Genomic DNA, 13155 nt, shown 5'->3' with positions numbered 1-13155 from the left:
GAGTATGGCAATTTTCATGCAATTTGCCGCATATATTTATTTCGGATAGTAAAAATACCCGTCATATTGCATATTTCAGGGTGGCCGCTGGCATGCTGGCAACGCTCAATGGCACCGCATCTCGCATCGGTTTCTGCCTTCCCCCTCTCATCGAGGCCGGCAGCGACCAACGGATTGCTCGCAATATCCAGACTGATTGTTTTTTTTGCAGTAGCATTCATGCTGGACTGCTCCTTTTGCTGGTCGCATGCCAGGCACGCCTGGCACAGTGCGATGCCGTTGGAGAGAGGGTGGCGTCCATTTCAACACTATGACCGAGCGCTTCACTCCCTTCACGCACCGACTCCAGGAGTTGCATCTTGCTGACACCGCATTTCATTGCCCCCGCCCTGTTTGACGATCCGGCCGCAGCCCTCGAACAGGTGCGCACCATCTACGAGCGCAGCGTCAGCCATTTGCGCGCGTCCCTGCAGCGCTTCGTCGGCGGCGAAAACCTGGGCGGCCATGTGCGCGCCTGCTACCCGTTTTTGCGGGTGCATACCGATACCGTGGTGCGGGCCGATTCGCGCCTGTCCTACGGCTTCGTGGCCGGCGCCGGCACCTTCGAAACCACGCTGACGCGACCGGATTTGTTCTCCAGCTATTATCTGGAGCAATTCCGCCTGCTGCTGAAAAACCACGGGCGCAACCAGCAAGTGCAACTGGAAGTGGGCACCAGCGCGCAGCCGATCCCGGTGCATTTTTCGTTTGCGCAGCACGACCACATCGAAGGCAGCATGAGCGCCGAGCGGCGCCTGTCGATGCGCGACATGTTCGACCTGCCCGACCTGGCCGCCATGGACGACGGCATCGCCAATGGCACTTACGAAGCGCCGCCCGGCGAAGCCCGGCCGTTGTCGCTGTTTACCGCGCCGCGGGTCGATTATTCGCTGCAAAGATTACGGCACTACACCGGCACTGCGCCTGAACATTTCCAGAATTTCGTGCTGTTTACCAATTACCAGTTCTATATCGACGAGTTCGTGCGCATGGGGCACGAGATCATGAGCCGCGCCCCCGATCCTTCGGCCCCCGCGGATGACGATACCTATATCGCTTTTGTCGAGCCCGGCAACGTCATCACCCGGCGCGTGGGCTGCACGGCGCAAGCGGGCGACGACATCGGCGCCGCGCCGCCGCGTCTACCGCAGATGCCCGGTTTTCACCTGATCCGCGCCGACGGCAGCGGCATCACGATGGTCAATATCGGAGTCGGGCCGGCCAACGCCAAGACCATCACCGACCATATCGCGGTGCTGCGCCCGCACGCCTGGCTGATGCTCGGCCACTGCGCCGGTCTGCGCAACACCCAGCAATTGGGCGACTACGTGCTGGCGCACGGTTATGTGCGCGAAGACCACGTGCTGGACGAAGACCTGCCGCTGTGGGTGCCGATTCCGCCGCTGGCCGAGGTGCAGGTTGCAATCGAAGCCGCAGTGGCCGAAGTCACCCAGCTCACCGGCTACGAGCTGAAGCGGGTGATGCGCACCGGCACCGTAGCCAGCACCGACAACCGCAACTGGGAACTGCTGCCGCAGCGCACCCCGGAACGCCGCTTCAGCCAGAGCCGCGCGATTGCGCTGGACATGGAAAGCGCCACCATCGCCGCCAACGGCTTCCGCTTTCGCGTGCCCTACGGCACCTTGCTGTGCGTGTCCGACAAGCCGCTGCATGGCGATATCAAACTGCCCGGCATGGCCAACCACTTCTATCGCGAGCGGGTCGATCAGCATCTGCGTATCGGCATCCGCGCATTAGAACTGTTACGCAAGCAAGGCGTTGACAAGTTGCACAGCCGCAAGCTGCGCAGCTTTGCCGAGGTGGCGTTTCAATAAGTCTGCGAAAAACATCGGACGCAATCTCGACGCCGGACGCAAAAAATCGCCCGGCTCGACATGCCCGGCCGAGCTGCCCCTTCCTGTCGACGCAACTTACGTGAAATATCCAGTATATTTCGCCGATACTTCCTATTTTCATACCACTGCACGCCCTGAAAACCATGACTACACCAATCGACCTGCCGCTGGCCGGCATCCGCATCCTCGATCTGACCCGGCTGCTGCCGGGGCCGGTTGCCACCATGCATCTGGCCGACATGGGGGCGGAAGTCATCAAGATCGAGGACCGCGGCGCCGGCGACTATGCGCGCACCATGGGGCACGTAAAGCACGCGGTGTCGCACTTCTTCATCGCGGTCAATCGCGGCAAGCGCTGCATCCGGCTTGATCTGAAGGACGACGCCGAGCGCGCGGAATTCCTGAATATGGTGGCAAGCGCCGATGTAGTGGTCGAGAGCTTTCGCCCCGGCGTGATGGACAAGCTGGGCGTCGGCTGGCCGGTATTGCGGCAGCGCAATCCGAAGCTGGTGATGTGCGCGATCACCGGCTACGGCCAGAGCGGCCCGTTCGCGCAACTGGCCGGGCACGACATCAATTACATCGGGTATGCCGGCATGCTGGAGCAGAACGTCGGGCCGGACGGCGTGCCGGCGCTGCCGAACCTGCAGGTCGGCGACCTGCTGGGCGGCGCGCAGGCGGCGGTGCAAGGCATCCTGGCCGCGCTGCTGGGCGTAAAAATGGGCGGCAGCGGGCGCTTCGTCGATGTCTCGATGACCGACGCGGTGCTGGCGCACAACATCATGCCGCTGGCGGCGGTAAACAACTTCGGCCATCCCGCTGCGCCGGGGCGCGATCTGCTGACCGGCGGCGTGCCCTGCTACAACGTGTACCGCACCAGCGATGGCCGCTTCATGGCGGTCGGCGCGCTGGAGCTGAAATTCTGGGAAGGCTGCTGCGATGTGCTGGCGCGCCCCGACCTCAAATCCAGCCACTGGAGCCTCGGACAGGAAGTCGGCGGCCCTGAGGCGATGGCCATCAAAGCCGAACTGGACGCGATTTTTGCGCAACAGACGCTGGCGACCTGGAGCGAACGCTTTGCCGCAGCCGATTGCTGCGTGACGCCGATCCTGCGCATGGATGAAGCGCTGGCCCATCCGCTGTTCCGGGCGCGCGACATGGTGCATCAGGCCCGGCATCCGACCGAAGGCGCTTACGCCAGTGTCGCGCCGGCGGTACAGTTCCGGCAGTAAAGTTCTGTTTTTGAGCAAAAGCCATCCCATGCACACGCCCGCCATCACCATCGACCAGCACGAGGTCGAGATCAGCGCGATCCGCGCCCAAGGCGCTGGCGGCCAGAACGTCAACAAGGTATCGAGTGCGATTCATCTGCGCTTCGACATTGCAGCCTCATCGCTGCCGCAGCACATCAAGGAGCGCCTGCAGAAACTGCACGACCAGCGCATCACCAAGGATGGCGTGGTGGTCATCAAGGCGCAGGCGCACCGCAGTCAGGAAAAGAATCGGGAAGAGGCGCTGCAGCGCCTGCAGGAACTGGTCGACAGCGTGGCGGTGCTACCGAAGCATCGCAGGCCGACCAGGCCGACCCGCAACTCGCAGCGCAAGCGGCTCGAGCGCAAGGCCACCCACGGCGACCTCAAGCGCATGCGCGGCAAGGTCAGCGGGGCTTAGTGCGAGAGTTTAGTGCCGGAATTCAGCGCTTGTACTTGCCGGAATAGATATCCTGGCCGGCTTCATTGATCTGACGGCGCAGCGCGCTGCGTTCTTCCGGCGTCATTTTGCCCGTATTCCTGGCCGCTGCGCGCCCATTCGCATTGGGTCCGTTCTGCTCGCAACCATACGGCCCCGGGCAAGCGCGGTCGTTGCGCTGCGTGCCGCGCTCAGCGTTGCGGTCCGCATAGTATTCCTGCTGCGCCTGGTCTTGCTGCCGCTCCCCGCGGCCGCGGCCCGGTTCGGCGCTGGCGCCCGCTCCTGCGGCTGCCAGCAGAAGCGCGAGGAAAATGCTGTTGCATGATATCTTCATTGGAATTTCTTTCGTATTGCCGACCTGACTTTGCCGCATGAATTCCAGTGTAGGCCGCTTTGCCCCATGCTCTAAGCGTCATACGGTAAAGTGTGTAACTGTTTGTAATGCTTGGCGACATTGCATTTTCGCAGCATCTTTATGACGTTACCATAACAACATGAACACAACCAACCCCAACATGACGCCCAATACCCAGACCAGCGATACCCCTCAGGCCAAAATTCTGGTAGTGGACGACGATATCCGGCTGCGCGATCTGTTGCGCCGCTACCTGACCGAACAAGGTTTTCATGTCGTCACCGCCGAACATGCGACGGCGATGAACAAGCTCTGGCTGCGCGAGCGTTACGATCTGCTGGTGCTCGACCTGATGCTGCCGGGCGAGGACGGGCTGTCGATCTGCCGCCGCCTGCGCGGTGCCGGCGACGACACCCCGATCATCATGCTGACCGCCAAGGGCGAGGATATCGACCGCATCATCGGGCTCGAAATGGGCGCCGACGACTATCTGCCGAAGCCGTTCAACCCGCGCGAGCTGGTGGCCCGCATCAACGCGGTGCTGCGCCGCAAAGGCCCGGAAGAAGCTCCGGGCGCGCCCTCCGGCACCCCGCAAACCTTCGAGTTCGGCGGCTTCGTGCTGGATCTGGCAACCCGTTCGCTGAAAAAGAATGGCGAAACGATCGCGCTCACCACCGGCGAATTCTCGGTGCTGAAAGTCTTTGCCCGCCATGCGCGGCAACCGCTGTCGCGCGAAAAACTGATGGAAATGGCGCGCGGCCGCGAATACGAGGCGTTCGACCGCAGCCTTGATGTCCAGATCTCGCGCCTGCGCAAGCTGATCGAGCCGGATCCATCGAACCCGCTGTATATCCAGACCGTCTGGGGCCTGGGCTACGTATTCATCCCCGAAGGCCGGCCGCGCTGATGCACCGTACCGGCCCCCGTTTCAACTGGCTGCACAGCGGCTTATTCTGGCGCACTTTTCTGCTGCTGGCGATCCTGATGATGACCAGCATGACGGTCTGGATCAGTTCTTACCGCGTACTCGAACGCACGCCGCGCGCGCGCCAGCTGGCCGCGCAAGTGGTGTCCATCGTCACCATCACGCGCGCGGCGCTGACGCATTCGGCTCCCGATTTGCGGCGCGAATTGCTGTTCGACCTGGCCAGCAACGAGGGCATCCGCATCTATCCGCTGGAGAGCAGCGACCGGGTGGAGCCGACGCCGGAGAGCGAGATCGGGCTGGCGCTGCAGGAAAACATCCGCAACACGCTGGGCCGCGACACCCATTTCGCCGGCAAGGTCAATGACGTCGCCGGTTTCTGGGTCAGTTTCAGCATCGAGGACGATGAATACTGGCTGATGCTGGAGCGCGACCGGATCGAAAACTTCACCAGCCTGCAACTGCTGGGCTGGGGCGCCAGCATTTTCGGCTTGTCGCTGCTGGGCGCGCTGTTCATCTCCGGCCTGATCAACCAGCCGCTGGCCAGGCTGACCGCCGCTGCCCGCGACATAGCCAAAGGCAAACAGCCGGCGCCGCTGCCGGAACAGGGCCCGACCGAAATCAGGGAAGCCAACCGCAGCTTCAACCAGATGGTCGACGACCTGAATCAGATCGAATCCGACCGCGCGATCATTCTGGCCGGCATCTCGCACGATCTGCGCACGCCGATCACCAGAATGCAGCTCGAAATCGAAATGGCGCCGTTATCTGCCGAAGCCCGGCAGGGCATGTCGGCCGACATCGCCCAGATGGACGCCATCATCGGGCAATTCCTCGATTACGCGCGGCCGGCCGATGCCGCCAGCTTTTCGACGGTCGATGTGTCCGCGCTGCTGCACGACTGCGCCCGGGAAGCAGAACGCCTGCCCGACCTCCGCATTACGACCAACATCGCCGCGCAGATGCAGCTGCGCGGCAATCAGACCGATCTGAAGCGCGTCGTCAACAACCTGATAGAAAATGCGCGCCGCTACGGCAAGACCGCCGGCACCGAGGTAGCCGAGATCGATATCCGCAGCCTCATTGAAAACGGCAAATCGATACTGGAAATCGCCGACCATGGCCCCGGCGTGCCGGAGACGGAGATCGACCGCCTGCTGCGGCCATTTACCCGCATGGATGCCGCGCGCGGCCAAGCCAACGGCGCCGGCCTGGGGCTGGCAATCGTGCAGCGTATCGTCAAGCGCCACGGCGCGCAACTGCATTTAGGCCGGGGCAAGGATGGCCGCGGGCTGGCGGTCAGGATTGCCTTTTAATTAAATGCATCGGCATTTAATTAAAAATATACTAATCAGGTGTATTTTTGAGGTCGCAGCATATTCGAGCTGGAAGCACCATATTTTTGCGATACCCCATTGATACTCCCGGCTTGGCTCATTCTTCCGGGTCCTTGTGCTGACCGGTGATCGGGCCGGCCTTGAACAGGGCTTCGCGCAGCTCGTTATCCATTTTCGGATCGCGACGGCGGATCCACTCCAGAATCATCGACGCATGCTCTTTCTCCTCGTCGCGGTTGTGCACCAGAATCTGCTTCAGTTGCGGATCGGTGCAGGCATCGACGCGCTGGTTGTACCAGTCCACGGCTTCAAGCTCCTCCCTCAGCGAAGTGATCGCGCGATGCATGTCCATGGTCTGGGCCGAGAGTTTTTCGATCGACTCGTGGTAGCCTTCGTTTGACATGGTGTGCTCCTTTCCAGGTTAAAAATCACGGTTGACAGAAGCGCTCTGAAGCATTCCTGCCAGCCGCGTTGCGCGCGTTGCGAACGCGCTCAAGACAAGCCCAAAGCCACCATCACGCCGGCGCCGTAAGCGGGATCTGCCTTGTTGAAATGTTCGATTTGCTTGCGCTGGATGTCTTGCGGCACGCTGCCGATCGAGCGCGCGATATTGTCGAACAATTGCTGTTTCTGCTGCGCGTCCATCAGGCGAAACAGCGCTCCCGGCTGGCTGTAATAGTCGCCATCGGCGCGGTGGTCATAGCGCTGCGCCGCACCGTCCAGGGCCAGCGGCGGCTCGCCCGCAGCCGCATCCTGGGCAAATTCGCCCAGGCGGTTCGGCTCGTAATTGATGGTCGAGCCCAGGTTGCCGTCGGTGCGCATTGCGCCGTCGCGATGGAAGCTGTGCTGGTACGGGCAGCGCGGCGCATTCACCGGGATCTGGTGATGATTGATGCCGAGCCGATAGCGCTGCGTGTCGCCGTATGAAAACAGGCGGCCCTGCAGCATCCGGTCCGGCGAGAAGCCAATGCCCGGCACCACATTGGCCGGGTTGAACGCCGACTGCTCGACTTCGGCAAAGTAGTTTTCCGGATTCCGGTTCAGCTCCAGGATGCCGACCTCGATCAAGGGGTATTCCTTGTGCGGCCAGACCTTGGTCAGGTCGAACGGGTTGAACGCCGCTGCAGCGGCCTGGCTCTCGGTCATCACCTGTATGCACATGCGCCAGCGCGGAAAATTGCCTTGCTCGATGTTCTCAAGCAGGTCGCGCTGCGAGGATTCGCGGTCTTTTGCGACCACTTGGCCGGCTTCCTGATCGGTGTAATTGGCAATCCCCTGCATCGACTTGAAGTGGAACTTGACCCAGGTGCGCATGTTCTGCGCATTGATCATCGAAAAGGTGTGCGAGCCGAAGCCGTGCATCTGGCGCAGGTTTTGCGGCAAGCCGCGCTCGCTCATCAGGATCGTGACCTGATGCAGCGACTCCGGATGGCGCGACCAGAAATCCCAGACCGCCACCGGATTGCGCAGATTGGTGCGGGGATCGCGTTTCTGGGTATGGATGAAGTCGGGAAACTTCAACGGGTCGCGCACGAAAAACACCGGCGTGTTGTTGCCGACGATGTCCCAGTTGCCTTCCTCGGTATAGAACTTGATCGAGAAGCCGCGCACGTCGCGCTCGGCATCGGCCGCGCCGCGCTCGCCGGCCACGGTCGAAAAGCGCATGAACAAATCGGTCTGCTTGCCCACCGCGTCAAAGATTTTCGCCTTCGAATACCGGCTGATGTCATGGGTGACGGTCAACTTTCCGTAAGCGCCGGTGCCCTTGGCATGGACGCGCCGCTCGGGGATCACCTCGCGGTCGAAATGCGCCAGCTTCTCCAGGAACCAGACATCCTGCAACAGCATCGGCCCACGCGCCCCTGCGGTCAGCGAATTCTGGTTGTCGGCCACGGGGGCGCCGGCAGCGGTAGTCAAAGGTTTTGTGGGCTTCATAGACACTCCATTTCAGTCAATGCTAACGGTCGACAAGATGCCTAAATTCCCATCCGTTGCAGGATCTGTCCCAACTCCCGCAAAATCGGCTCCAGTTGCGGATGCTCGGCGGCAAATTTGGCCGAAATGGCTTGCGAGCGATCCACCAACTCGCCCGAGATCGAATCATCGGCATCGTCCTTATCCAGCAAGGCCTGAATGTCCTTGTCCAGCACTTGCAGGATTTCCTTCAGTTCCGGGTCGAGATTCTCGGTCGTTTCCAGATTGGCATGCAGTTTTATCAGGGTCTGTTTCAGTTCGTTCGTATCCATTGATGCTCCTCGGTGAGGCTGGTTCACAGTGCAGTGAGTGTGGTGGCAACGCTATTTTGTTTGCCGGATTGTATCCATTTAACCAAACTTTCAAATTAGTGCAAAGACTTATCGCAAGACAACTCACTGCAGATAAATCAACACCACCGCTTCTGCCGCAATTCCCTCTTCACGGCCAAGGTAGCCGAGCTTCTCGCTGGTTTTGGCCTTGAGGTTGATCCGGCCCGCATCTGCGCCAAGATCCGCGGCCAGATGGGCGACCATCTGGCCGATATGCGGCGCCATTTTTGGCGCTTGCGCAATGATGGTCGCGTCCAGATTGCCCAGCACATAGCCTGCGAGCGTCACGCGCCGGTACGCCTCGCGCAGCAGCCGGCGCGAATCGGCGCCGGAAAACTCCGGATCGGTGTCCGGAAAATGGCGGCCGATATCGCCCAGACCGGCCGCGCCCAGCAGAGCGTCGGTAATCGCATGCAGCAGCACATCCGCGTCGGAATGACCGAGCAAGCCGGCCTTATGCGGGATGGTCACGCCGCCAATGACCAGCTTGCGGCCGGGCACCAGCGCATGGCAATCAAAGCCCTGGCCGATACGAAATGGTGGTGGATTAATCATGTCAAATTACCTTCAAGCAGGCAGTTATCGAGTGCCCTGCGGAATATATCGATCGCTCAAATAAATAAAAAAACGATGGGTATATACAAAAAAATCATTATTTTTCGCCTAATAATAAGCGAAAATAAAAAATACCATCATTAGTATATATCGCGCCCGGTAGCCATGAACAGCTCCGCCAGGGCCATATCCGCCGGCTGCGTGACCTTCAGGTTGCAGGCATGGCCCGCCACCAGCAGCGGAGTAAGCCCGACGGCCTCGATCGCGCTGGCTTCGTCGGTCACTTGCGCCGCGGTGCGCAAAGCCCGCTCCAGCAACGCGTAGCGGAACATCTGCGGCGTCTGCGCCAGCCACAGGCCGTCGCGCGGCACCGTCTGGACCCGACCCGCCTCCATCCGCTTGACGGTATCGACCACCGGCAGCGCCAGCAAGCCGCCAACCGCGCTATCGCCGATGGCCTCAACCAGCTTTGCGATCAGCGCCGGCGTCAGGCCGGGGCGCGCCGCATCGTGCACCAGCACCCAGTCGTCGGCCGCCAGCCGGTCGCGCAGCGCCAGCAAGCCGTTCAAAACCGAATCCCTGCGTGTCGCGCCGCCGCAGCGCAACACCGTCACGCCAGCCAGATCGCCGAGCACCTGGTCGATATACGCGTCATCCGGGCTGACCACCACAAAGGTGTGCGCGATCAGGGGACTGTGCAGGAACGCCGCCACCGCATGGCGCAGCATCGGCTGGCCGGCCAGCGGCAAATACTGCTTCGGGCACTCCGCGCCCATGCGGGCGCCGACGCCGGCGGCAGGGATCAGGGCGTAATGGCGAAGTGGATTCATTGGAATTGGTTCATATTCATTGGATTAAGGTCTGATGCAATGCGTATTGTAGGGTGCGCGCTGCGCCCGGAGAGAAAACAGCAGTTCTCGAAAGACATTCAGGATCGGCCGCCGAAGCTAGCCGGCATGCGCCTGCGCCCACGCCACGATGCCGGCAGCGTCCATCGCACCCGCCTGCCGCGCCACTTCGCGTCCGTTCTTGAACAGGGCCAGGGTCGGAATGCTGCGAATCGCATATTGCGCCGCCAACTCCGGCGCCTGTTCGGTATTGAGTTTGACAACCCGAATCGCAGGCTCCAGGCGTTGCGCCGCCTGCGCGTAAGCCGGCGCCATCATGCGGCAGGGACCGCACCACGGCGCCCAGAAGTCGACCAGCACCGGGATCTGGTTACGCGTGATGTGCCGCATGAAACGCGCGCCATCGAGCTCCAGCGGCTGTGCGGCGAACAGCGGTTTTTGGCATTTGCCGCAGGTGGGCTGCGCGTCAAATTTTGCCGTCGGGACGCGATTGACCGCATCGCACCGGGGGCAGACGATATGCAGGGAATCCGGCATGGCTTTCCTTTCGGCTAAGGCTGAGGGTAAAACAACGATGAAATCCGGTGCGGTTACCTGCATTGTCATGAGTATATTTCATGCACGCAATAAAAATGTGCGTGAAATATGATAAAAATCACGATACTCCATGTTTTAAAGCAATGCATCGGGTTGCGAACGTCACTTCGCGCTTGCGACGCTTTCGCCGCTACTGGCCAAGTTTTCCAGAAATTGCACTGTCATTGCAAAACAGGAGCCTTGATTGCCATGTACCGCCGCCCGTACCGGTCCATGGTGCGAATCTGCCGCTCGCTGCGCGCTGCCAGATAACCCTGAACCAATCCAGCGCTGTAAGCCAATTCCGGATGGCGGTGCGCGATTTGCCCCAGCAAGTGGCCGGCCACCGCCGCATCGTTGAGCCGGCCCAGCCGCTCCTGCAGCGCTGACAGCGCCTGCAGATAGGCGCGCATCGGCCCCGGCCGATACAGCGACTGGAAAAATTCGCTGGCATAGCGCAACGTCTTGGCCGCAATGCGCACTCGGTGGCATGCTTCGGGCGTGCCACCCGGCAAGCGTTTGATGCATTTTTTCAGTTTTTGGTGGGATTGCCGCAAGGTGTCGGCAGCGAAGTCGGCCAGCGGCAATCGCTGCATCCGGCCGTCCGGCGGCGCGCTGTGCAGCCAACCGCCGATTGCCAGCAGAAATGCCGCATAGCGCACCGACCCCAGAGCCAGACCGGCCCGATGCCGATGCTGGCGCGCCAGCGCCAGCGCTGCCTGCTGCAACGCATCCCACCGGGCCGGAACCGGGTTGGCATCTGCCAACGTAGCCAGCGTGGCGAAAAAAACCTCCCAGTCGCGCGCTGCGCCCAGTACGCCCGACAGCCATTTCAGCTCGGCCTGTAGCGCCGCCGGGCAAGGGGCCAGCCTGGCGAACAATTTGATTGCGCTGCGCAACCGGCGCAAGCCAATGCGCATCTGGTGCACGCTTTCCGGATCGCTGCCGTGCACGACCCCATCCTCATTGCCCTGGATCTGCGCCAGGCAATTGCCGATGATCGTTTGCAAGCCCTGCCCTGCGCTCGACACCGGCGCCAGCATCAGGGGCGGCGCCGGCAACGGCGGCGGCGGTACCGGCGGCGCCAGCAACGCATAACCGCGTTCGGCCTTGCTGATATTGCAAACCCGCAGCGGCAGCGCCTGCTGCAATTCCAGCGCAAGGGCGAACAACCCGGCCGGCGCGCCGGAGGTGAGTTCCAGCTCGACTTCGCTGATCGGCACGCTTGTTGCCGCATGGATTATCTTGCCCTGATCGAGCGCCAGTTCGACCTCTTCTCCGTGCCCCAGTCGCAACTGCCACAGCGTGCGCCGGAATCGGGTGGTAAAAATCGGCACCAGTTGCGCACTCAGGTCCGCCCTGCGCAATCTGCGACGCCACTTGCTGCGGTCGCCAACCAGATCGGCCAGCGCGGCCAAGTCAGGAAAGGCGCCCGCCACCCGCGATTCCCACTCCTCGCGCTGATGCAGGCCGGCCGCTACCTGGCCGTCGGCTTTCAGGGTCTGGATCCACTGCCGCTGCACCCGGCGCACCCGCAAGCCGGCATTATGCCGTCTGAAGTAACCGTCCGGCGTATCGAAATAGATGCTGGTAAGCTGTTGCGTGCGCGCCCTGGCAAGCGCATGCCGGCGCAGCAGCGGATGCCGGCGCAGCAGCACCGCGTCGGCCGGATCCAGCAAGAGTTTCAGTTCGGTTTCCATGCGCAGCTGCCGGAAAATGGATTCATGCATTGCAAAGTAGCACACGCAATGCGCCTGCCCATGCTGTACATCAACAAGCTGCCGGCAAAAACCTTCGCTGCGGCCATGACTGTATAAACGGAAGTGAGGACGACCTCACCGCTCCATTACCGCCCGGGGACGGCCCCATCTACCGTGCATGGAGTTATCGATGGCCTGGATTATTCTGGTGTTGGCAGGACTGTTTGAAATCGGCTGGGCCATCGGGCTCAAGTACACCGAAGGCTTCACCCGTCTGTGGCCCAGCGTCGGCACTGCAGTGGCGATGCTGCTCAGCCTGGGCCTGCTGGGCATCGCGCTGAAGTCGCTGCCGGTTGGCACCGCCTACGCGGTCTGGGTCGGCGTCGGCGCGGTCGGCACGGTGGTGCTGGGCATTGTGCTGCTCAATGAGCCGGCAAATACGGCCAGATTGATCAGCGTGGCACTGATCATCGCCGGCATTATCGGTCTGAAACTGGCCACGCCGGACTGAATATAATTATTTCCAAGCAACAACTTCCCAATGCACAGGATGTCAAGAGGGCGCAACAGCCAGCGCGCCTGCGATCAGGCAACCGCAAGTTAATGTAAATCATCATCAAATACGCTAACTATCAGTTTCGTAAGACTTTTTTAATCTATCCACAACAACTGTGGATAACTTTGTGGACAACCCCCACTTGACAGCCTGCGGTGTAAGCAACGACGCGGGTTTCAATAAAATGCTTAATCCGATTGCAATAAATAATTCATTTAAAATCAATAACTTAGAAAAATAAGATCGCATGACTAGAAAAATATTTAAATATTTTTCCGCTTGCTTTATTTGTGCATAAGTGTTCCGTGCAGAGGGCCTTTCCGGCCGAAAACCGGCCTTGGCGGCAGCCCGCAATGCCAGCCGCCAGGTCAGGAATGGCGGCACCGCAGGCGCTCCACCAGCTGCGGCAAATT

General features: G+C 61.1%; 16 protein-coding genes. 6 read left to right on the top strand and 10 right to left on the bottom strand.

Features of this window, described 5'->3' with window-relative positions:
• Positions 1-14: 14 nt before the first annotated feature.
• Positions 15-221, bottom strand: coding sequence for a hypothetical protein (locus HMCN_RS19200; protein ID WP_155837478.1), 207 nt, complete (start codon positions 219-221; stop codon positions 15-17).
• A gap of 138 nt (positions 222-359) precedes the next feature.
• Between HMCN_RS19200 and HMCN_RS0108170 the strand changes: the two genes are divergently transcribed.
• The 3 genes from HMCN_RS0108170 (at position 360) to arfB (ending at position 3566) form a co-directional block, all read left to right on the top strand.
• Entirely contained in the window at positions 360-1874 is a 1515-nt protein-coding gene (locus HMCN_RS0108170) for an AMP nucleosidase (RefSeq protein ID WP_025916922.1), read from the top strand.
• A gap of 164 nt (positions 1875-2038) precedes the next feature.
• Positions 2039-3127 (top strand): CaiB/BaiF CoA-transferase family protein, encoded by a 1089-nt coding sequence (locus HMCN_RS0108165; protein WP_025916921.1) that lies wholly within the window; start codon positions 2039-2041, stop codon positions 3125-3127.
• Positions 3128-3155: 28 nt separating this feature from the next.
• Positions 3156-3566: an alternative ribosome rescue aminoacyl-tRNA hydrolase ArfB gene (arfB, locus tag HMCN_RS0108160; protein WP_025916920.1), complete on the top strand. Its 411-nt coding sequence runs from the start codon at positions 3156-3158 to the stop codon at positions 3564-3566.
• 22 nt (positions 3567-3588) lie between these two features.
• Here the strand turns inward: arfB and HMCN_RS0108155 are convergent, their stop codons facing one another.
• Positions 3589-3918 carry a hypothetical protein gene (locus tag HMCN_RS0108155; protein ID WP_155837476.1) on the bottom strand — a complete coding sequence of 110 codons (330 nt, stop codon included), beginning with the start codon at positions 3916-3918 and terminating at the stop codon, positions 3589-3591.
• A 160-nt stretch (positions 3919-4078) separates the two neighbouring features.
• On the opposite strand from HMCN_RS0108155, the gene ompR reads away from it, so the two are divergent.
• Positions 4079-4846: a two-component system response regulator OmpR gene (ompR, locus tag HMCN_RS0108150; protein WP_025916918.1), complete on the top strand. Its 768-nt coding sequence runs from the start codon at positions 4079-4081 to the stop codon at positions 4844-4846.
• Positions 4846-6180, top strand: a complete 1335-nt coding sequence (locus tag HMCN_RS0108145) for an ATP-binding protein (protein WP_025916917.1) — start codon at positions 4846-4848, stop codon at positions 6178-6180. Before ompR ends, HMCN_RS0108145 begins: the two co-directional genes overlap by 1 nt.
• Positions 6181-6298: 118 nt before the next feature.
• On the opposite strand, the gene HMCN_RS0108140 is transcribed toward HMCN_RS0108145, so the two are convergent.
• The 7 genes from HMCN_RS0108140 to HMCN_RS0108110 all read right to left on the bottom strand — a co-directional run bounded on the left by HMCN_RS0108140 (position 6299) and on the right by HMCN_RS0108110 (position 12216).
• Positions 6299-6604 (bottom strand): encapsulin-associated ferritin-like protein, encoded by a 306-nt coding sequence (locus HMCN_RS0108140; RefSeq protein ID WP_025916916.1) that lies wholly within the window; start codon positions 6602-6604, stop codon positions 6299-6301.
• Positions 6605-6693: 89 nt separating this feature from the next.
• Positions 6694-8136, bottom strand: a complete 1443-nt coding sequence (locus HMCN_RS0108135; RefSeq protein ID WP_025916915.1) for a catalase — start codon at positions 8134-8136, stop codon at positions 6694-6696.
• A 41-nt stretch (positions 8137-8177) separates the two neighbouring features.
• Positions 8178-8447, bottom strand: coding sequence for a DUF4404 family protein (locus tag HMCN_RS0108130; protein ID WP_025916914.1), 270 nt, complete (start codon positions 8445-8447; stop codon positions 8178-8180).
• A 123-nt stretch (positions 8448-8570) separates the two neighbouring features.
• Positions 8571-9062, bottom strand: coding sequence for a 2-C-methyl-D-erythritol 2,4-cyclodiphosphate synthase (ispF, locus tag HMCN_RS0108125; RefSeq protein WP_025916913.1), 492 nt, complete (start codon positions 9060-9062; stop codon positions 8571-8573).
• 140 nt (positions 9063-9202) lie between these two features.
• Positions 9203-9892 carry a 2-C-methyl-D-erythritol 4-phosphate cytidylyltransferase gene (gene ispD, locus HMCN_RS0108120; RefSeq protein ID WP_025916912.1) on the bottom strand — a complete coding sequence of 230 codons (690 nt, stop codon included), beginning with the start codon at positions 9890-9892 and terminating at the stop codon, positions 9203-9205.
• A 117-nt stretch (positions 9893-10009) separates the two neighbouring features.
• Positions 10010-10447 (bottom strand): thioredoxin TrxC, encoded by a 438-nt coding sequence (trxC, locus tag HMCN_RS0108115; RefSeq protein ID WP_025916911.1) that lies wholly within the window; start codon positions 10445-10447, stop codon positions 10010-10012.
• 221 nt (positions 10448-10668) lie between these two features.
• Positions 10669-12216 (bottom strand): CHAD domain-containing protein, encoded by a 1548-nt coding sequence (locus tag HMCN_RS0108110; RefSeq protein ID WP_081801452.1) that lies wholly within the window; start codon positions 12214-12216, stop codon positions 10669-10671.
• Between the two features lie 160 nt (positions 12217-12376).
• Between HMCN_RS0108110 and sugE the strand changes: the two genes are divergently transcribed.
• Positions 12377-12697: a quaternary ammonium compound efflux SMR transporter SugE gene (gene sugE / locus HMCN_RS0108100; RefSeq protein WP_025916909.1), complete on the top strand. Its 321-nt coding sequence runs from the start codon at positions 12377-12379 to the stop codon at positions 12695-12697.
• A gap of 114 nt (positions 12698-12811) precedes the next feature.
• Here sugE and HMCN_RS19545 read toward each other — a convergent pair.
• On the bottom strand, positions 12812-13155 hold a 344-nt coding region (locus HMCN_RS19545), incomplete at its 5' end, for a hypothetical protein (RefSeq protein WP_162174122.1).

Source organism: Herminiimonas sp. CN, assembly GCF_000622895.1.
GTDB lineage: Bacteria > Pseudomonadota > Gammaproteobacteria > Burkholderiales > Burkholderiaceae_D > AVCC01.
Note: the sequence above shows the minus strand (reverse complement) of the source record. Positions and strands in the feature narration are given on the sequence as shown.

Coding starts and splice junctions, on each gene's coding strand:
- HMCN_RS19200 (WP_155837478.1), bottom strand. CDS start 221: ATGAATGCTACTGCAAAAAAAACAATCAGTCTGGATATTGCGAGCAAT.
- HMCN_RS0108165 (WP_025916921.1), top strand. CDS start 2,039: ATGACTACACCAATCGACCTGCCGCTGGCCGGCATCCGCATCCTCGAT.
- arfB (WP_025916920.1), top strand. CDS start 3,156: ATGCACACGCCCGCCATCACCATCGACCAGCACGAGGTCGAGATCAGC.
- HMCN_RS0108155 (WP_155837476.1), bottom strand. CDS start 3,918: ATGAAGATATCATGCAACAGCATTTTCCTCGCGCTTCTGCTGGCAGCC.
- ompR (WP_025916918.1), top strand. CDS start 4,079: ATGAACACAACCAACCCCAACATGACGCCCAATACCCAGACCAGCGAT.
- HMCN_RS0108145 (WP_025916917.1), top strand. CDS start 4,846: ATGCACCGTACCGGCCCCCGTTTCAACTGGCTGCACAGCGGCTTATTC.
- HMCN_RS0108140 (WP_025916916.1), bottom strand. CDS start 6,604: ATGTCAAACGAAGGCTACCACGAGTCGATCGAAAAACTCTCGGCCCAG.
- HMCN_RS0108135 (WP_025916915.1), bottom strand. CDS start 8,136: ATGAAGCCCACAAAACCTTTGACTACCGCTGCCGGCGCCCCCGTGGCC.
- HMCN_RS0108130 (WP_025916914.1), bottom strand. CDS start 8,447: ATGGATACGAACGAACTGAAACAGACCCTGATAAAACTGCATGCCAAT.
- ispF (WP_025916913.1), bottom strand. CDS start 9,062: ATGATTAATCCACCACCATTTCGTATCGGCCAGGGCTTTGATTGCCAT.
- ispD (WP_025916912.1), bottom strand. CDS start 9,892: ATGAATCCACTTCGCCATTACGCCCTGATCCCTGCCGCCGGCGTCGGC.
- trxC (WP_025916911.1), bottom strand. CDS start 10,447: ATGCCGGATTCCCTGCATATCGTCTGCCCCCGGTGCGATGCGGTCAAT.
- HMCN_RS0108110 (WP_081801452.1), bottom strand. CDS start 12,216: ATGCATGAATCCATTTTCCGGCAGCTGCGCATGGAAACCGAACTGAAA.
- sugE (WP_025916909.1), top strand. CDS start 12,377: ATGGCCTGGATTATTCTGGTGTTGGCAGGACTGTTTGAAATCGGCTGG.